This is a genomic window from Propionibacterium ruminifibrarum (assembly GCF_900289195.1).
GTDB lineage: Bacteria > Actinomycetota > Actinomycetes > Propionibacteriales > Propionibacteriaceae > Propionibacterium > Propionibacterium ruminifibrarum.
In genome coordinates this window covers 16,525-33,889 of the sequence record NZ_OMOH01000006.1, presented here as the reverse complement: position 1 = coordinate 33,889, position 17,365 = coordinate 16,525, and the positions used below count along the sequence as shown (strand labels likewise).

Sequence of the window (17,365 nt, the reverse complement as noted above, 5' to 3'; positions counted from 1 at the left end):
GACGAGCGACGACGATCGCCGGTGCCGGGCCACCGCCCACGTGGGCATGTGGTCCGGTGCCGGCCCTGCGTCGCGGCGGTGTGGTGGCGCCGATGCGCCACACGATGACGGCCCGGAATTGATCCGAGATCGGCGTTTCCCAGAGACAGGGCGGGTCATAGACTGGAGGCACAGTCAGTCCATCGATGGACTGGACGCCTGACTTAAGGAGGCGTGTGATGCCCCTCTCGAACGAAGAGCAGAAGATGCTCGATGAACTCGAAGCATCGCTGAGAGCCGAAGACCCCCGGCTGGCTCGTACGATGGGCACGCCGGCCAAGCGCCGTCCTCCTACCCGTTCGCGCCGCAAGGCAGGTCTCGCCGGACTCGGGTTCGTCATGGGTCTGGCCCTTCTGCTCATCGGCATGCAGACGGTCTGGGTCGTCAGCGTGGTCGGCTTCGTCGCCATGTTCAGTTCGGCCGTACTCGCCCTCAACGCCTGGAGCGGATCCTCCGCCAGGACGAGGACGGACTCCCGGCGCAAGCCGGTCCAGGGCAAGCCCATCTCGTCCGATCCCTTCACGACGAGGATGGAGGATCGCTGGCGCCGCCGTCAGGACGAGGGGCGCCTGTGATCCGCAGCCGAGTCGAACCGGTGGTGCAGCTCGGCGGCGAGCAGCGCCGCGACTGAGGAATCAGGGTTCCCACCGGGGAATCCCAAGAGCCCCCGGGCCACGTGGCCCGGGGGCTCTTGTGCGTTCACCGGCACGAGTCGTCTACGGTCATCGGCGATATGGGTGGGGGTGCAGGGGGGCGGTGTGTAATGAAATGGAGCGAAATGGAGTAATGTGGGGGCCAGTGGAGTGAAAACCCGTCATCGGTGAGCGAAGGGGGAGGCCCAATGTTCCTGGGTACCCACACCCCGAAGCTCGACGACAAGGGTCGTTTCTTCCTCCCGGCGAAGTTCCGGGACGAACTGGCCGAGGGTCTGGTCATCACGCGATCCCAGGATCGTTGTCTGGCCATCTACCCGATGGACACGTTCGTCGCCATGACCCAGTCGGTCAGCACCGCTCCGGCGACGCTGAAGCAGGTCCGCGACTTCCAGCGCATGCTGGCGGCCGGGGCGAGCGATGAGGTGCCGGACAAGCAGGGGCGGGTGACGATCCCCCCGGCGCTGCGTTCCTACGCGGGGCTCGACAAGGAGATCGTCGTGGTCGGCGCCATCAACAGGGTCGAGATCTGGGACTGCGCCACCTGGGAGAACTACTCCGCTGCCCAGGAGGATGTCTTCGCCGACATGAACGGCGAGATCCTCGCAGCTGATGTTGACCGCTGACTGCGGCATGCGGCTTCGGCCCGGGCTGATCCCCTGGCGCACCTTCCCCGGCGCCAGGTGAACCTGGCTCGGGTTGAAACCGGATGCCGCAGTTCCGCTGTCGGGAGCGGGGGAGGAGAACATGGTCGAACAGGGTCCTGAGGATGACCCCACCGTCCTCCATGTCCCGGTGATGGCCGGTGCCGTCGCCGAACGCCTCGCGCCGGCGCTCGATCGCCCCGACGCCGTCTACGTCGACGGCACCCTGGGCATGGCGGGGCACGCATGTCTCATCCTCGATCGCTGTCCGCAGGCGGTCCTGGTCGGCATCGACCAGGACGCCGAGGCGCTGGACGTGGCGGGGCGGCGACTGGCCCGCTTCGGAAGCCGCGTTCGGCTGGTGCAGGCCCGGTTCGACGACCTCGGGCGGATCCTGGACGACGCGGGCGTCACACACCTCGACGCCATGCTCCTCGACCTCGGCCTGTCGAGCCTGCAGATCGATCGCGCAGCCCGTGGCTTCGCCTACCGGGTCGATGCCCCGCTCGACATGCGCATGGACACCCGCGGCACCCTGACGGCCGCCGATGTCCTGAACACCTACCCGCCCGCCGAACTCGTCCGCATCCTGCGCGAGTACGGCGAGGAGCGTCAGGCCCAGCGCATAGTGCGGGCGATCGTCGCCGAGCGCGGCCACGCTCCCTTCACCACCTCGGCCCGTCTCGTGCAGACCATCATCAGTGCCCTGCCCGCCGCCGTCCGTGGCAGACAGAGCGGCCATCCCGCCCGCCGTGTCTTCCAGGCGCTCCGGATCGAGGTCAACGGCGAGCTGGACGCCTTGGCAGGGGTCCTACCTGTCATGCTGGAACGCATGAACCAGCATGCGCGCGCGGCCGTTCTGGCCTACCACTCGCTGGAGGACCGTATCGTCAAACGTGCCTTCGCCGAGGCGGCCAGCGACCTGGCACCGGCCGGCCTGCCCGTCGTCCCCGAGCACCTGCTCGCCCGGTTCACCCTGCTCACCCGCGGCGCCCAGCGCCCCACCGCCGAGGAGATCGCCAAGAACCCCCGTGCCGCCTCGGCGCGGCTGCGTGTCATCGAACGTGTCAGGCCCTCGACCGGGGAGGCGCGCTGATGGCACAGCACCGATCCCGTCGCGTCCGCCTGCGCGTCTTCACCCCCGACGGGCACGGCGGCCGTCGCCTGACCAACGGCGCCTTCGTCCTGCTGCTCATCGGCCTGCTCGGTATCGGCCTCGGGCTGGTCCTCGTACTGAGCACCCAGATCCAGCAGCAGCAGGCCGAGCTCGAGGAACTGCAGGACCAGGCCGAGCAGGCCTCCTACCACGAGGCGGCGCTGCAGGGCGAGGTGAACGAGCTCAGCACCACGAACTCGCTGGCGAGGATGGCCGCGGCGCTCGGCATGGTGCCCAACACGAACCCGCTCATCATCCAGATGCCCGATGGCACGAGTCACGGCACGCCCGCCGCCATGGACGGCACCGAGATGCCGGGCGTCGTCCCCGCCGAGAGCGCTGCGGCCAACCCGTCGGCGAATTCCTCGTCGGCCGGCCAGCCGGCCGAGGCCGCCGAGCCGCCCCTGCCCGACGAGCAGGATCAGGCGGGCCAGGGGGATGACGAGGCACAGGGGACGGACCCCGGGGCCGTCCAGAGCAGTCAGGCCGGTGGCTGATGGCGTCCCCCGATCGTCCTCGCCCCCGCTCCTCCTCACGGGGTGCCCAGCCCGGCCCGCGCCGAACGACCTCATCGCGCTCCCACAGCGGACGGGGCCCCTCACGCGGGTCGGGGCACAGCCCCGCCCCGGCCGATTTCCACATGAGGCTGGGCTCGACCACCTTCCGGCTGCGCGCCAGCATGATCGTCCTCGTCCTGATCCTGTGCCTGCTGGCCGGACGGGCCTTTCAGCTGCAGGGCCTCGACTCGGCGGCCAACGCCCAGGCGGCGGCGGAGAAGATGACGCACACGCGCACCATCAAGGCCACCCGGGGATCGATTCTCGACCGCAACGGCGAGGTGCTGGCGACCACCCAGCCCGCAGTGAAGGTGATAGCCGATCCCGCCTCGATCAGCGTCAACGGGTACAACGCCGACAATCTGACCGACCAGCAGGCCGCCGACCTGGCCGATCGCACCCCCCACCAGATCGCCGAGGTGCTCGTCAACTTCCTCGGCGGCGCGACCACCGACTACCTGCCGGCCCTCAAGCGGACCACCACCGGCGACGGTTCGGTCAACCAGTACGAGGTGCTCAAGGAGGACGTCGTCGCCGACACCTACGAGCAGCTCCGCCAGGCGCTCGACGAGGTCACCGACGTCCTGGGCAACAAGGGCCTGTACGGCATCACCAGCGAGGACGATCCGATCCGGGTGTACCCCTCGGGCACGCTCGCCTCGAACATCGTCGGTTTCGTGAACTCCGAGGGCACCGGGGCCGGTGGCTTCGAGTACTACGCCGACGAACAGCTCGCCGGCACCGACGGCTACGAGCAGTACGAGTCGGGCCAGTACGGGCGCATCCCGCTGGCGGACAACACCCTCAAGGACGCCACCGACGGCACCACCTACACGCTGACGATCGACTCCGAACTGCAGTACTCCGCCCAGCAGCTCATCGCCTCGGAGGCCGCCAAGTACAACGCGCTGAGCGCCTCGACGGTCATCATGAACGTCAAGACCGGTGAGATCCTGACCCTGGCGACCACCCCCGGTTACGACGCGAACGACCCGGGCGCGGCCGATCCCGACGATCTGGGCAACAGGGCGATCAGCGAGGCCTACGAGCCGGGCTCGGTCGCCAAGGTCTTCACCAACGCGGCCCTCTTCGACCAGGGCCTGGCCGACCCGGACACCAAGGTCGAGGTCCCGGCCTCGATAGCCTCCGGCGATGGCCAGATCCGGGACTCCAACAGGCACGCCGACACGAAGTACTACACGGCGCGCGGCGTCTTCTACCACTCCTCGAACATCGGCTCGGCCCTGCTGCTGCGCCAGATGGACACCGCCACGTACCAGCAGTACATGACCGATTTCGGCTTCGGCTCCGCCAGCGGCATCGAACTGCCAGGTGAGGCCGAGGGCTACCTGCCCGACGCGACGATGGCGGACTACACGCAGGACAACATGGCCTTCGGCCAGGGCTTCTCGACCAACGTCGTCCAGATGGCCGCGGCCCTCGCCTCCGTCACCAACGGCGGCGTCTATCACCGGCCGACGGTCGTCGCCTCCGCCACCGATGCCACGGGGGCCGCGGTGTCCCTGCCGGAGCGCACCTCCCGCCGCGTCATCTCCGAGCAGGCCAGCGCCGAGGTGCGCGACATCATGGAGGCGGTCACGGCGGGCGGCACCGGTCAGGAGAACAGGATGATCTCCGGGTACCGCATGGGCGGCAAGTCCGGTACCGCCCAGATGATCGACCAGGAGACGGGCCAGTACGATGCGCACCGGTACATGTCGTCCTATGTGACCGTCGCCCCGATCGAGGACCCGCAGATCCTCGTCTACACGGTCCTCGAGGTGCAGGACCAGTACGGCGGCACGGTTGCCATGCCGACCTCCCGCATGCTCATGTCCATGGCCCTTCCGCGCTACGGTGTTCTACCGAGCGCTGAGGTCCCGATCGACACCGAACCCCTGGAGTACGAGCCGTGATGAGTGCACCTGTGCCCGCCAGCAGCAAGCGCGCGCTGCGCCCTACCGTCGTCGACCCCCAGCCCCTCGCCACGATGGTCGCGGACCTCGGCCTGCGGATGCTCGGGGACGCGGGGACGGTGATGGTGCGCGACATCACGCTGGACTCCCGTCAGGTGGCCCCCGGCTGCCTGTACGTCGCCCTACCGGGAACCCGCACCCACGGCGCGCATTTCGCCGCCCAGGCCGTTCGCGCCGGCGCGGCGGCCATCCTCACCGACGCCGCGGGCGCGGCCATGGCCGCTGACGCCGGCGTCCCCCTCGTCGTAGCCGATTCCCCGCGCCATGCGATGGCGCACATCGCCTCACGCCTGTTCGGCGAACCCTCGCACGGTCTGTTCATGGCCGGGATCACCGGCACCAACGGCAAGACGACGACCGCCTTCCTGCTCGAGTCGGCCCTGCGTGCCACGGGGCACCGGGTCGGCACCATCGGAACCATCGGCTTCCGGCTGGAGGGGCGGCCCCTGCGCAGTACCCGGGGCACGGTGACCACTCCCGAGTCGTGCGATCTGCAGGCGCTGCTGGCCGTCATGGCCGAGCGAGGCGCCGACGCCGTGGCGATGGAGGTCAGCTCGCACGCGCTGGCCTTCGACCGGGTCGAGGGCGTGCGCTTCGACGTCGCGGCGTTCACCAACCTGGGGCGGGACCACCTGGACTTCCACCGGACGCAGGAGGACTACTTCGAGGCGAAGGCCAGGCTCTTCACTTCCGGCATGACCCGCCGGGCCGTCATCAACGCGGACGACGAGTGGGGGCGGGTCCTCGCCGAGCGGGTCCGGGCCACCGGGGACGTCGAGCTGACGACCTTCGGGTTCGGCCCCGCGGCCGACTACCGGGTCCTGGCCTTCGGCGACAGCGGGACGGGCGGCGAGCACGTCGAGCTCGACGCCGCCGGACGGCGCCTGAGCTTCGACATCGCCCTGCCGGGACGCTACAACGCCGCCAACGCCGCCACCTGCGTGGCCATGCTGGACCGCTGCGGCGTCGACCTGGACTCCGCCCTCCCGGGCCTCGCGACCGCCCAGGTGCCGGGGCGCATGCAGCGGATCCATCTGCCGGGCGACGCCCCGCGCGTCTACGTCGACTTCGCCCACACCCCCCAGGCAGTGGCCTCCGCCCTCAGCGCGGTACACGGCCGGACGATCGTCGTCGTCGGTGCCGGGGGCGATCGTGACAGGGCGAAGCGTGAGCCGATGGGCCGGATCGCGGCGCAGAACGCGGACGTCGTCGTCGTCACGGACGACAATCCCCGCACCGAGGACCCGGCAAGCATTCGTGCCGCGGTGCTCGCCGGCGCGCGGAGTGCCGGCCGGGCCGAGGCCATCGACGGGGGAGAGCGTCGTCACGCGATCGCCCTGGCCCTGTCCCTGGCCGAGCCCGGCGACGCGGTGGCCGTGCTGGGCAAGGGACACGAGACGACACAGGACATCGGGGGAGTGCTCCACACCTTCGACGACACCGCGGTGATCGAGCAGGAGTGGGCCCGGCTGCATGAGGGTGCGGCCGGCGACGGTGAACGCCATCGTGGCGTGCCAGAGGGGAACTGACGTGCGAGTCAGCAGTGCACAGCACATCGCGCAGCTCGTGACCGGCGCAGGCGCCCAGGCGTCCGTCATCGGTGACGGCCAGGTCCGGGTGGGGCCCGATGTCGTCATCGACACCAGGCTGGCCAGCCGGGGCTCCCTGTTCATCGGCCTGCCCGGTGAGCGCGTCGACGGCGCCGATCTCGCCGGGGACGCCGCGGAACGGGGCGCCGCGGCCGCCATCCTCGGCCACGACACCCAGGCCCCCCTGACCCGCATCCTCGTGCCCGATGCCGCAGCGGCGCTGGCCCGACTCGCCCGGGCCCTCGTCGATGAGGAGATCGGGCGCGGCATGACGACCTTCGCCATCACCGGGTCCAGCGGCAAGACCTCCACCAAGGACCTGCTCGCCCAGGTGCTCGAGCAGGCCGGCCCCACCGTCAGCCCGACCGGCAACCACAACAACGAGATCGGCGTTCCGCTGACCGCCTGCCGCGTCGACGAGAACACCCGTTTCCTCGTCGCCGAGATGGGGGCCCGTGGCATCGGGCACATTCGGCAGCTGTGCGAGGTGGTGCCGCCGCGTGTCGCCGCGGTGCTCAACGTCGGTACCGCGCACCTGGGCGAGTTCGGCAGCCAGGACGCCATCGCCCGGGCCAAGGGCGAGATCCTCGAGGCCCTGCCCGCCGACGGGTGGGCCGTCCTCAACGACGACGACGAACAGGTCGCCGACATGGGCGGGCGCACGGTCGCCCGCGTCGCCCGTTGGTCGGTCACCGGTCAGCCGACCCGTGACGCCGAACTGGCGGTCTGGGCGGAGGACATCAGCCTGGACGCCCTCCAACGCGGCTCGTTCGGGCTGCACGCAGTGCGTCAGGGGGTGCACGGACGGGTGGGAGTGAGTCTCGGCCTCATCGGCGCCCACCAGGTCCCCAATGCCGTCGCGGCCGCCACCATGGCGTTGGCGGCCGGGCTCCCCCTCACCGGCGTGGGCGAGGCACTCTCCGGGGCCCGCGTCCGCTCACCGCTGCGCATGGAACTGGTCGAGGGTCCCGGCGGCGCCGCGATCATCAACGACTGCTACAACGCCAACCCCGACTCCATGGCCGTCGCGCTGCGCACCGTCGCCGCCATGGGCCGGGCCCGAAGGGCCGAGATCCCCGGGGCCCGGCTGGTCGCCATCATCGGGGACATGGCCGAACTGGGCCAGGACGCCACCGGGCTGCACGAGGCGGCCGGTGCGCTGGCCGCCTCGCTCGGCTACGACGAGATCATCGCCATCGGCGAGTACGCACGATCCATCGTCGACGGCGCCCGCGCAGCGGGCGGGCCCCCGGGAACCGGATCGACGGCAGGGGCCAATGCCAGGGTTGCTGGCAAGGAGGACGCCGCCGAGTCACTAGAGTTGGGCCCGGGTGATGTCGTGCTCGTCAAGGCCAGCCGTGTCCTGGCGCTCGAGGACGTCACCGCACGGCTCATCGGCCATGACGAGGAAGGGACTGCGCGATGATCACGATTCTCACGGCGGCCATCATCGCCATGGCCGTCGCGCTCGTGGGCACCCGCTTCTTCATCGTCTTCCTGGCGCACCGCGGGTACGGCCAGTTCATCCGCGACGACGGCCCCACCGGTCACCGCACCAAGCGGGGCACGCCCACCATGGGCGGCGTGATCGTCATCGGCGCCGTCGTCCTGGCCTACCTCCTGGCGCACCTGATCTCCCGCTCCTCGGTCACGATCTCCGGGCTGCTCGTGCTCGCCGTGTTCGTCGCGACGGGTCTCGTGGGTTTCATCGACGACTGGACGAAGATCTCCAAGCAGAGATCGCTCGGTCTGACGCCGCGCGGCAAGGTGATCGGGCAGGGCCTCATCGGCGTCCTGTTCGGTGTCGCCTCGCTCATGTTCCCGGCCGCAGCAGACCCCGAGGTCGCCAAGAACGTGGGGGCGCGGCCGGCCACCGTCGCGATCTCCCTGGTCCACGACATCAACTGGCTGCGGCTGCCCGTCGTCGTGGCGATCATCTGGATGACCCTGCTCATCACGGCGAGCTCGAACGCCGTCAACCTCACCGACGGGCTCGACGGCTTGGCGACCGGGGCCTCGACGATGGTCTTCGCGGCCTACGCCCTCATCAGCATCTTCCAGACCAACCAGTGGTGCATCACCGGGGGCAATCACGGTCCACGGTGCTTCACCGTGCGCGACCCGAATGACCTGGCCGTGGTGTCCATCGCCCTGGCCGGGGCCTGCTTCGGCTTCTTGTGGTGGAACGCCAAACCGGCCAAGATCTTCCTCGGCGACACCGGATCGCTGGCGCTCGGCGCGGCGATGGCTGCCCTGGCGATCTACACCCGCACCGAGCTGCTGCTCATCGTGCTCGGCATGCTGTTCGTCATCGAGACGGCCTCGGTGATGATCCAGGTGAGCTACTTCAAGCTCTCGCACGGCAAGCGCGTGTTCAAGATGGCCCCGCTCCACCACCACTTCGAGATGGTCGGTTGGGATGAGGTCACGGTGGTGATCCGCTTCTGGATCATCTGCGGGGTGTGCGTGGCGGTGGCTCTCGCGCTGTTCTACGGCGGCTGGATCTGGGGTTGGTGAGACCGTGAAGGACTGGATGCCGACTGCCGACAGGACCTCGCCGTGGGAGCAGGCCCATGTCGTCGTCGCAGGACTGGGCACCTCGGGATACGCGGCGGCGGATGCGATGCTCGAGCTGGGTGCCGCCGTCACCGTGCTCGATGACGCCGAGAGCCCCTCCCTCCACGAGCACGGCCGGATCCTGCAGACCCTCGGGGCCGAGGTCCGCCTCGGCCCCGGTTCCAGCGCCCGCCTGCCCGAGGGGACCGATCTGGTCATCACGTCACCGGGCTGGCGTCCCGACTGGCCATTGCTCGCCCAGGCCGCCGGGGCCGGACTGCCGATCTGGGGCGAACCGGAGCTGGCCTGGCGTCTCATGCCCGCGGACCGCCGGATCACCTGGCTGGGCGTCACCGGCACCAACGGCAAGACGACGACCACGCAGATGCTCGACGCCATGCTGCGCGCGGCCGGCCTCAGGTCGGCGGCCGTCGGCAACATCGGCCGCCCGATCATCGAGGCCATCAACGACCCGGCCGGCTACGAGGTCTTCGCCGTCGAGCTGTCGAGTTTCCAGCTGCACTGGTCGCCCTCCCTGGCCCTGCACTCGGCCGCCGTCCTCAACCTGCACGCCGACCACCTCGAGTGGTACGACTACGCCGGCGACGCCGACGCCGCGATGGCCGCCTACGGGGCGGACAAGGCCCGCATCTTCAACCAGGTGCACCACGCGTGCGTGTACAACGTCGCCGAACCCGCCACGCGCCGGATGGTCGCCGACGCCGACGTCGTCGAGGGCGCCCGCGCCATCGGCTTCACCCTGGGGATTCCGTCGGTCGCGCAGCTGGGTGTCGTGGACGATCAGATCGTCGACCGGGCCTTCATCCGGCAGCGCCAGACCTCGGCCCTGCCGCTCGCCTCGCTGAGTGACGTCCAGCCGTACGCCCCGCACAACGTCGAGAACGCCCTGGCCGCCGCCGCCCTGGCCCGCAGCTCCGGCGTCCCGGCCGGCGCCGTCGCCCAGGGGCTGCGCGACGTGCGGCTGAGCGGCCACCACATCGAGACGATCGCCGAGGCCGATGGCGTGCGGTGGGTCGACGACTCCAAGGCCACCAACCCGCACGCCGCGAACTCGTCCATGCGGGCCTTCGACCACATCGTGTGGATCGCCGGCGGCCAGGCCAAGGGCACCTCGTTCGACGAACTGGTCGCCGCGCACCGCGAACGGCTGCGCGGCGCCGTCCTGCTGGGCGCAGACCGTCGGCTCGTCGCCGAGGCGCTGGCCGCCCACGCCCCCGAGGTGCCGGTCGTCGTCCTCGACGGGGCCGACACGTCTCTCATGGCCGAGGCCGTGCGCCGCGCGGCCCAGCTGGCGGTCCCCGGCGACACCGTGCTGCTGGCCCCGGGGTGCGCCTCGAAGGACATGTGGCCCGGCTACGCCCAGCGCGGCGACGACTTCGCCGCGGCGGTCCGGGCCATGACCGGTCAGGGCTCCTGACATGGCTGCGTCCGGTGAGCGGCCGCGGGGATCGGGCCGGGGCACGGATCTCTTCCACGAGGCGCTCATGCGCCCCGCCGCCGACTACTACCTCGTGATGTCCTGCGCCGGGCTGCTCGTCGGTCTCGGCGTGCTCATGGTGCTCAGCTCGTCGTCCGTCTACGCCGCAGAGAACCTGGGCAACGCGTACTACTTCTTCGGTCGCCACATGATCTACCTGGCTCTCGGCGTGCCGCTGGCCTGGTGGATCTCGCGGCGCAGCGAGCAGACGCTCAGCATGGTCGGCTGGCTGCTCGTCATCGCGATGATCCTTGCCGAACTCCTGGTCGTCTTCACGCCCCTCGGGGAGGCGGCCGACGGCGCGTCGAACAAGGGCAACCGGAACTGGCTCCACATGGGGCCGCTCAGCCTGCAGCCCTCGGAATTCGCCAAGCTCGGCCTCATCCTGTGGGCGGCGGGCATCTTCGCGGTCAAGCACAAGCAGCTGACCAGGCCCGCCACCCTCTTCATCCCGGCGGCCCTCGGTTTCGTCGCGATCATCGGTCTGGTCGTCATCGGCGGGCACGACCTCGGGACGGGCGTCATCCTGCTGGCGATCATGCTCGCGATGTTCTGGTTCATCGGCACCCCCTGGTACCTGCTCGCCGCCGTCATCACGGCCGCCGTGCTGCTCGTCGCGGGGATGGTCGTGACCAGCCCGGGGCGCGTGCAGCGCATCCAGGCCCTCGTCTCGGGTTCGGACACCGTCGGGACCTCGGAGCAGCCGCTCAACGCCGTCTACGCCCTGGCCACCGGCGGCTGGTGGGGCGTCGGCCTGGGACGCAGCAGGGCCAAGTGGGGCGGCCTGTACGACGGCGCACTGAACGACTACGTCTTCGCGGTGCTCGGCGAGGAGCTGGGGTTGTTCGGCACGATCGTCGTGATCGGGCTGTTCCTCGGGCTCGGCCTGATCGGCATGCGCATCGCCGCCCGCAGTACGCGCGTCTTCTGGCGCATGTCCGCCGCCTCGGTGACCGCCTGGCTGCTCATCCAGGCCATCTGCAACATCGCCGTCGCCATGCGGATGATCCCCGTCATGGGCGTGCCGCTGCCATTCATCAGCTATGGCGGTTCCTCACTCATCGCCAACCTCATGGCGGTCGGGGTGCTGCTGGCGGCGGCACGTCACGAGCCGGAGGCGATGGCCGCCTTTGCGCGCCGCGGCACGCCCACCCGGGAGCGGACGGTGCGCGTCACCTCAGTGGTCGATGGAAAGGGACGATGATGGTCAATGTCGTGCTGGCGGGGGGTGGGACGGCTGGTCACACCTCGCCGCTCATCGCCACCGCCGAGCAGCTGAAGCAACTCGACCCGCACGGTACGGTGCTGTGCATCGGCACCCCCAAGGGGCTCGAGACCCGCGTCATCCCCGAGGCCGGGCTCGAACTGCGTCTCATCCCGCCGGTGCCGATGCCCCGCAGGGTCACCGGCGACCTGTTCAAGGTGCCCTTCAGGCTCCGCGAGGCCGTCCGTCAGGCAGGCCGGATCCTCGACGACGCCCGCGCCGAGGCGCTCGTCGGTTTCGGCGGCTACGTCTCGATGCCCGCCTACCTGGCGGCTCGCCGCAGGCGCATCCCCGTGATCATCCATGAGCAGAACGCCCTGCCCGGGCTGGCCAACCGCGTCGCCGCCCGCTTCGCGGCGGCGGTCCTGACCTCCTTCCCCGGCACACCGCTCCCGGGGGCCCGGCAGGTGGGTCTTCCGGTGCGCTCGGCCATCGCCGAACTGGCCGAGCAGGGCAGGGCCTCGCGCCGCGCGGCCGCCCGCGCCCGCTACGGCCTGCGTGACGACCTGCCCGTCCTGCTCGTCTCGGGCGGCTCCTCGGGGGCCCGCTCGATCAACAGGGCCGTCACCGATGCGAGGGACGCGTTGCTGGCCGCCGGCATCCAGGTGCTGCACGTGCTCGGCATGAAGAACTTCCACGACGACCAGGCCGTCGTCGACGAGTCGACCGGTGCCGGCTACCACCCGCTGGCCTACGTTCATGACATGGACAACGCCTACGCAGCCGCCGACTTCATGCTGGGCCGCTCCGGCGCCGGCACCGTCGTCGAGACGGCCACCGTCGGCCTGCCCGCGCTCATGGTGCCGCTGCCGATCGGCAACGGCGAGCAGGCCCGCAATGCCGCACCGCTCGTCGAGGCGGGCGCCGCCCTGCTCGTGCCCGATGCCGAACTCGACGGTGACCGGCTCGTCGGCGAACTCGTTCCCCTCATGGGGGACCGGGCGCGACTGGAGCGGATGGGTGCCGCCGCCCAGGAGGTCATGCCGCCCGGGGCCGCCCGGCGGGTCGCCGAGACCATCCTCGAGGAGGCGGGCCGTGCCGCTTCGTGAACCCGTCGACCTCGTGCCCCCCGATCAGCTGGGCGCCCTGCACTTCATCGCCATGGGCGGCACCGGCATGAGCGGCATCGCCATCGGCTACCACGAGCTGGGCATCCCGGTCAGCGGCTGCGACCAGGCCGACTCGCCGACCCTGAGGCACCTGGCGGCGATGGGCATCCCCGCCCACGTCGGCCACGACCCGGCCCAGCTCGATGGGGTCAGCACCGTCGTCGTCTCAAGCGCCATCAAGGCGGACAATCCCGAACTCGTGGCCGCCCGCCGGGCCGGGCTGCGAGTCTGGCACCGCAGCACGGCGCTGGCCGCGCTCATGCTCGGCCACCGCACCGTCGCAGTGGCGGGCACCCACGGCAAGACGACGACCAGCGCGATGATCGCCACCATGGTCGCGGCCGCCGGGGCCGACCCGAGCTACGTCATCGGTTCCCCGCTGGCCACGACGGGCCAGTCCGCCCACATCGGCCACGGCGACTGCTTCATCGTCGAGGCCGACGAGTCCGACGGCTCCTTCTTGCAGTACCCGACGAACATCGCCGTGATCACCAACGTCGAGGCCGACCACCTGGACAACTGGGGCAGCCCCGAGAACTACGCGGCCGGCTTCGACCGGTTCGCCACGGCCGAACCGGTCGAGCAGGTCGTCGTCAATGCCGACGACCCGGGAGCGCGGGCCCTGGCCGAACGGCTGCGCCACGACCCCTCGACGACGGCCCGGGTCATCACCTACGGCGAGGCGGACGACGCCGACGCGCGCCTGACCGACATCGGCTTCTCCGGCATGACCGGGCGTGCGGTACTCAGCCACGACGGCAGCGACCACGTCCTCAACCTGTCGGTGCCCGGCCGCCACAACGTGCAGAACGCCGCCGCCGCCTTCGTCGTCGGGAAACTGCTGGGCCTCGACGAGGACGCGCTGGGCGCCGGTGCGACGTCATTCGCCGGTACCCACCGCCGGTTCCAGCTTCTGGGCACCGCCGAACTCGACGGCGGAACCGTCACCGTCGTCGACGACTATGCTCACCATCCCACCGAGATCGCCGCGGCCCTGTCGGCAGGCCGCCGGGTGGCCGGGCAGGGGCGGCTGGTGGCCTGCTTCCAACCCCACCTGTTCAGCCGGACGCTCGACTTCGCCGACGCCTTCGGCCAGGCACTGGCCCGGGCGGACCTCGTCGTCGTGACCGACGTCTACCCGGCTCGTGAGGAACCCATCCCCGGGGTCACCGGTGAACTCGTCGCCGACGCGGCGCGGGCGGCAGGCGCGCGCGTGCGGTACGTGCAGGACAAGACCGCCCTCCCCGGCGAGCTGGCCGCGCTCGTGCGCGGCGGCGATCTCGTCATGACGATCGGAGCCGGTGACATCACCCGGGCCGGTCCGGCGCTGCTCGACCGGCTCGCGGGGCACCGGCCATGAGCTCCGACCTGGATCAGGCGCTGAGGGTGCGGCAGCGGGCCAGGGCCCGCAGGCGCAACAGGAGAATCGCCTTCGGCGCGATCATCGCGCTCGTACTGGCCGGGCTCGTCTGGCTGGTCGGGTTCTCCCCGCTGCTCGTGGTCGGCGACGTCGAGGTCACCGGCACGACGCTGACGTCGGACGAGGACGTCGTGGCCGCCGCGGCCGTCCCAGCCGGCACCCCGCTCGCCCGGCTCGACGCCGACGAGGTCACCGGCCGGGTCAAGCAGCTGACAACCGTTGCCGACGCGGAAATGGTGCGCGCCTGGCCGCGTACCGTGCGCATCGAGGTCACCGAGCGCACCGCCGTCTACCAGATCGCCCAGGGCGCCGGCTTCGGCCAGGTTGACGCCGAGGGCGTCGTCTTCGCCACGAGCACCGACCGGGGCGCCGCACCGATCGCCACTCTCGCCGACGCCGACGACCAGGATCTGCGTGCCGACGTCGCCACCGCGACGAACGCCCTGCCCCAGGCCGTGCGCGACCGGCTCACCGAGGTCGGTGCCGACTCTCCCGACTCCATCAGTTTCCGGATCGATGACGGGAACGTCACCATCTTCTGGGGCAGCGCCGAGCAGTCCGCCGAGAAGGCCTCCGTCATCGATGTCCTGCTGGCCCAGGGCGGGGACTACACCAGTTACGACGTCTCGGCGCCCTCCAGGCCCGCTGCCTCCTGACCGGGCCGCCGATCATGCCCGGCTCGGGCCCTGGCAGGTGCCGTCACGGTTCGGCACTCAATGTCTCGACCACAGGTTTAGATTCTGAGCTGAACACGCCGAGGCTGTTGGACTAAGACCCCCGCCTTCCCTAGCCTGAGCATCAGTCTTGGCGGCTCGCTGCCAGGACGCACTCGATCCAGCAAGTCGGTATGGTGGGGGCGGTCCCGGCGGCTCCCGAGGAATGAGGCGGACTCTCGTGGCAACTGCGTCCCAGAACTACCTGGCGGTCATCAAGGTCGTGGGCGTCGGTGGTGGTGGTGTCAACGCCGTCAACCGCATGATCGAAGATGGTCTCAAGGGGGTCGAGTTCATCGCCGTCAACACCGACGCGCAGGCGCTGCTCATGAGCGATGCCGATGTCAAACTCGACATCGGCCGTGAACTGACCAGGGGTCTTGGTGCGGGCGCCAACCCCGAGACCGGACGGCAGGCGGCCGAGGACCACGCCGACGAGATCGAGGAGACCCTCAAGGGCGCCGACATGGTGTTCGTCACCGCCGGGGAGGGCGGCGGCACGGGAACCGGCGGGGCCCCCGTCGTCGCGAAGATCGCCCGGTCGCTGGGCGCCCTGACCATCGGCGTCGTCACCCGCCCGTTCCGTTTCGAGGGCAAGCGTCGCGCCCGGCAGGCCGATGAGGGCATCGGGAGCCTGTCCGAGGAAGTCGACACGCTGATCGTCATCCCGAACGAGAAACTGCTCGAGATGACAGACCGTCAGATGTCGATCCTCGACTCCTTCAAGCAGGCCGACCAGGTGCTCATGCAGGGCGTCTCGGGCATCACCGACCTCATCACCACGCCGGGCCTGATCAACCTCGACTTCGCCGATGTGAAATCGGTCATGAAGGACGCCGGATCCGCGCTCATGGGCATCGGCTCGGCGCGCGGCGAGGACCGGGCCCGTTCGGCCGCCGAGCAGGCCATCAACAGTCCCCTCCTCGAGGCCACCATCGACGGGGCCAAGGGTGTTCTCCTCTCGATCGCGGGCGGCTCCGACCTCGGCCTGTTCGAGGTCTCCGAGGCCGCGGATCTCATCGAGGAGGCCGCCGCCGAGGACGCCAACATCATCTTCGGCACCGTCATCGATGACGCGCTGGGCGACGAGGTGCGGGTCACCGTCATCGCCGCCGGGTTCGACAGCGACCAGAGTTCACAGTCGGTCCCGGTCCGTCGTCCCGCGGTGGCCGACCGCCCGCAGACCCGCCCCGCCGGGCAACGCCCGGCCCAGGAACGTCCCGAGCAGAATCAGCCGGCGCGCTCTGCCGGCCGCACGTCGTTCGTGTCGCAGGCCCCCGCCGAGAACGAGGAGGAGCCGACACGCCGTACCGGGGTCGGGGCCGAACAGGGCGCCGGGCCGGCCGAGGACGACGATGACCTGGACATTCCCGACTTCATGAAGTGACGGGCCGGTGTTCGCCTTCCTCAGCGAGCCGGGCGCCGACGGCGTCGGCGTGGCCTTCACCGACCGCGAGGGCGGGGCCTCCGAAGGCGCCTTCGCCGCACTGAACCTCGGACGAGCTGGCGAGGACGACCCGGCCGCGTTGAGCGCCAACATGACGGCCCTGCGCGCCAGGCTCGCCTTGGCGCCGATCAGCGTCGTCCACCAGGTGCACGGCACCACCGTCAAGACCATCACCCGAGCCGACCTGCCCGGCCCGGACGACTGGCTGGGGGCCAGCGGACCCAGCCGGCGCCCGCTGGCAGAGGCCGACGCCCTGGTCACCGCCCTGCCCGGAGCACCACTGGCCATCCGAGTGGCCGACTGCGTTCCGGTCCTGCTCGCCGACGCCCGGGCCGGCGTCATCGGCGCCGCCCATGCCGGCCGCCGAGGCCTGCTGGCCGGGGTTCTGGCGGCCACGGTCCGCCGGATGCGTGAACTCGGTGCGACGAGCATCCACGCGTGGGTCGGCCCGCACATCTGCGGCGACTGCTACGAGGTGCCGCCCGAGATGCAGGCCGAATCCTGCGCGATCATCCCCGAGCTGGGCGCCACGACGAGCTGGGGCACGCCCTCCCTCGACCTGGGGGCCGGGGTGCACGCCGTGCTGGAACGCGACGGCGTCGGCGTCGAGCACCACGACCCGTGCACCCGCACGACGCCTCAGCTGTTCAGCCACCGGCGGGACCGCGGCGTCACCGGCCGGCAGATCGGCCTGATCTGGCGCGCCGAGCGAGGTGATCGTTCCGATAGCAGGGGCTGAACAGG

At 70.6% G+C, this 17,365-nt stretch carries 15 protein-coding genes; all 15 read left to right on the top strand.

Annotated elements, in window-relative coordinates; all coding sequences use genetic code 11:
* Positions 1-218: 218 nt before the first annotated feature.
* Positions 219-614 carry a DUF3040 domain-containing protein gene (locus PROPJV5_RS08180; RefSeq protein WP_182858646.1) on the top strand — a complete coding sequence of 132 codons (396 nt, stop codon included), beginning with the start codon at positions 219-221 and terminating at the stop codon, positions 612-614.
* Positions 615-880: 266 nt separating this feature from the next.
* Positions 881-1,318, top strand: a complete 438-nt coding sequence (gene mraZ, locus PROPJV5_RS08175; RefSeq protein WP_119715871.1) for a division/cell wall cluster transcriptional repressor MraZ — start codon at positions 881-883, stop codon at positions 1,316-1,318.
* A 121-nt stretch (positions 1,319-1,439) separates the two neighbouring features.
* Positions 1,440-2,432, top strand: a complete 993-nt coding sequence (gene rsmH, locus PROPJV5_RS08170; RefSeq protein ID WP_119715870.1) for a 16S rRNA (cytosine(1402)-N(4))-methyltransferase RsmH — start codon at positions 1,440-1,442, stop codon at positions 2,430-2,432.
* Positions 2,432-2,989 carry a cell division protein FtsL gene (gene ftsL / locus PROPJV5_RS08165; RefSeq protein WP_119715869.1) on the top strand — a complete coding sequence of 186 codons (558 nt, stop codon included), beginning with the start codon at positions 2,432-2,434 and terminating at the stop codon, positions 2,987-2,989. The genes rsmH and ftsL overlap by 1 nt, the downstream gene beginning before the upstream one ends.
* Positions 2,990-3,132: 143 nt before the next feature.
* Positions 3,133-4,965 (top strand): peptidoglycan D,D-transpeptidase FtsI family protein, encoded by a 1,833-nt coding sequence (locus PROPJV5_RS08160; protein WP_119715868.1) that lies wholly within the window; start codon positions 3,133-3,135, stop codon positions 4,963-4,965.
* Positions 4,965-6,554 (top strand): UDP-N-acetylmuramoyl-L-alanyl-D-glutamate--2,6-diaminopimelate ligase, encoded by a 1,590-nt coding sequence (locus tag PROPJV5_RS08155; protein ID WP_119715867.1) that lies wholly within the window; start codon positions 4,965-4,967, stop codon positions 6,552-6,554. The genes PROPJV5_RS08160 and PROPJV5_RS08155 overlap by 1 nt, the downstream gene beginning before the upstream one ends.
* Position 6,555: 1 nt before the next feature.
* A complete protein-coding gene (locus tag PROPJV5_RS08150; RefSeq protein WP_239018437.1) occupies positions 6,556-8,040 on the top strand; it encodes a UDP-N-acetylmuramoyl-tripeptide--D-alanyl-D-alanine ligase in 1,485 nt (494 codons plus the stop codon).
* On the top strand, positions 8,037-9,131 hold the full coding sequence (gene mraY, locus PROPJV5_RS08145; RefSeq protein ID WP_119715865.1) for a phospho-N-acetylmuramoyl-pentapeptide-transferase: 1,095 nt from the start codon (positions 8,037-8,039) through the stop codon (positions 9,129-9,131). Before PROPJV5_RS08150 ends, mraY begins: the two co-directional genes overlap by 4 nt.
* A 16-nt stretch (positions 9,132-9,147) precedes the next feature.
* Positions 9,148-10,608: a UDP-N-acetylmuramoyl-L-alanine--D-glutamate ligase gene (murD, locus tag PROPJV5_RS08140; RefSeq protein WP_119715864.1), complete on the top strand. Its 1,461-nt coding sequence runs from the start codon at positions 9,148-9,150 to the stop codon at positions 10,606-10,608.
* A gap of 1 nt (position 10,609) precedes the next feature.
* Positions 10,610-11,872 carry a peptidoglycan glycosyltransferase FtsW gene (locus tag PROPJV5_RS08135; RefSeq protein WP_119715863.1) on the top strand — a complete coding sequence of 421 codons (1,263 nt, stop codon included), beginning with the start codon at positions 10,610-10,612 and terminating at the stop codon, positions 11,870-11,872.
* Positions 11,872-12,981 carry an undecaprenyldiphospho-muramoylpentapeptide beta-N-acetylglucosaminyltransferase gene (gene murG, locus PROPJV5_RS08130; RefSeq protein WP_119716005.1) on the top strand — a complete coding sequence of 370 codons (1,110 nt, stop codon included), beginning with the start codon at positions 11,872-11,874 and terminating at the stop codon, positions 12,979-12,981. The genes PROPJV5_RS08135 and murG overlap by 1 nt, the downstream gene beginning before the upstream one ends.
* A complete protein-coding gene (murC, locus tag PROPJV5_RS08125; RefSeq protein ID WP_119715862.1) occupies positions 12,968-14,401 on the top strand; it encodes a UDP-N-acetylmuramate--L-alanine ligase in 1,434 nt (477 codons plus the stop codon). The genes murG and murC overlap by 14 nt, the downstream gene beginning before the upstream one ends.
* Positions 14,398-15,117, top strand: a complete 720-nt coding sequence (locus PROPJV5_RS08120) for a cell division protein FtsQ/DivIB (protein ID WP_119715861.1) — start codon at positions 14,398-14,400, stop codon at positions 15,115-15,117. Before murC ends, PROPJV5_RS08120 begins: the two co-directional genes overlap by 4 nt.
* 238 nt (positions 15,118-15,355) lie before the next feature.
* A complete protein-coding gene (ftsZ, locus tag PROPJV5_RS08115) occupies positions 15,356-16,561 on the top strand; it encodes a cell division protein FtsZ (protein ID WP_119715860.1) in 1,206 nt (401 codons plus the stop codon).
* Between the two features lie 7 nt (positions 16,562-16,568).
* Positions 16,569-17,360 carry a purine nucleoside phosphorylase YfiH/LACC1 family protein gene (locus PROPJV5_RS08110; RefSeq protein WP_119715859.1) on the top strand — a complete coding sequence of 264 codons (792 nt, stop codon included), beginning with the start codon at positions 16,569-16,571 and terminating at the stop codon, positions 17,358-17,360.
* The last annotated feature ends 5 nt before the right edge of the window (positions 17,361-17,365 follow it).

What these genes read in the sequence shown, in the direction of transcription:
- PROPJV5_RS08180 (WP_182858646.1), top strand. Translation starts at nt 219, where the DNA reads ATGCCCCTCTCGAACGAAGAGCAGAAGATGCTCGATGAACTCGAAGCA.
- mraZ (WP_119715871.1), top strand. Translation starts at nt 881, where the DNA reads ATGTTCCTGGGTACCCACACCCCGAAGCTCGACGACAAGGGTCGTTTC.
- rsmH (WP_119715870.1), top strand. Translation starts at nt 1,440, where the DNA reads ATGGTCGAACAGGGTCCTGAGGATGACCCCACCGTCCTCCATGTCCCG.
- ftsL (WP_119715869.1), top strand. Translation starts at nt 2,432, where the DNA reads ATGGCACAGCACCGATCCCGTCGCGTCCGCCTGCGCGTCTTCACCCCC.
- PROPJV5_RS08160 (WP_119715868.1), top strand. Translation starts at nt 3,133, where the DNA reads ATGAGGCTGGGCTCGACCACCTTCCGGCTGCGCGCCAGCATGATCGTC.
- PROPJV5_RS08155 (WP_119715867.1), top strand. Translation starts at nt 4,965, where the DNA reads ATGAGTGCACCTGTGCCCGCCAGCAGCAAGCGCGCGCTGCGCCCTACC.
- mraY (WP_119715865.1), top strand. Translation starts at nt 8,037, where the DNA reads ATGATCACGATTCTCACGGCGGCCATCATCGCCATGGCCGTCGCGCTC.
- murD (WP_119715864.1), top strand. Translation starts at nt 9,148, where the DNA reads ATGCCGACTGCCGACAGGACCTCGCCGTGGGAGCAGGCCCATGTCGTC.
- PROPJV5_RS08135 (WP_119715863.1), top strand. Translation starts at nt 10,610, where the DNA reads ATGGCTGCGTCCGGTGAGCGGCCGCGGGGATCGGGCCGGGGCACGGAT.
- murG (WP_119716005.1), top strand. Translation starts at nt 11,872, where the DNA reads ATGGTCAATGTCGTGCTGGCGGGGGGTGGGACGGCTGGTCACACCTCG.
- PROPJV5_RS08120 (WP_119715861.1), top strand. Translation starts at nt 14,398, where the DNA reads ATGAGCTCCGACCTGGATCAGGCGCTGAGGGTGCGGCAGCGGGCCAGG.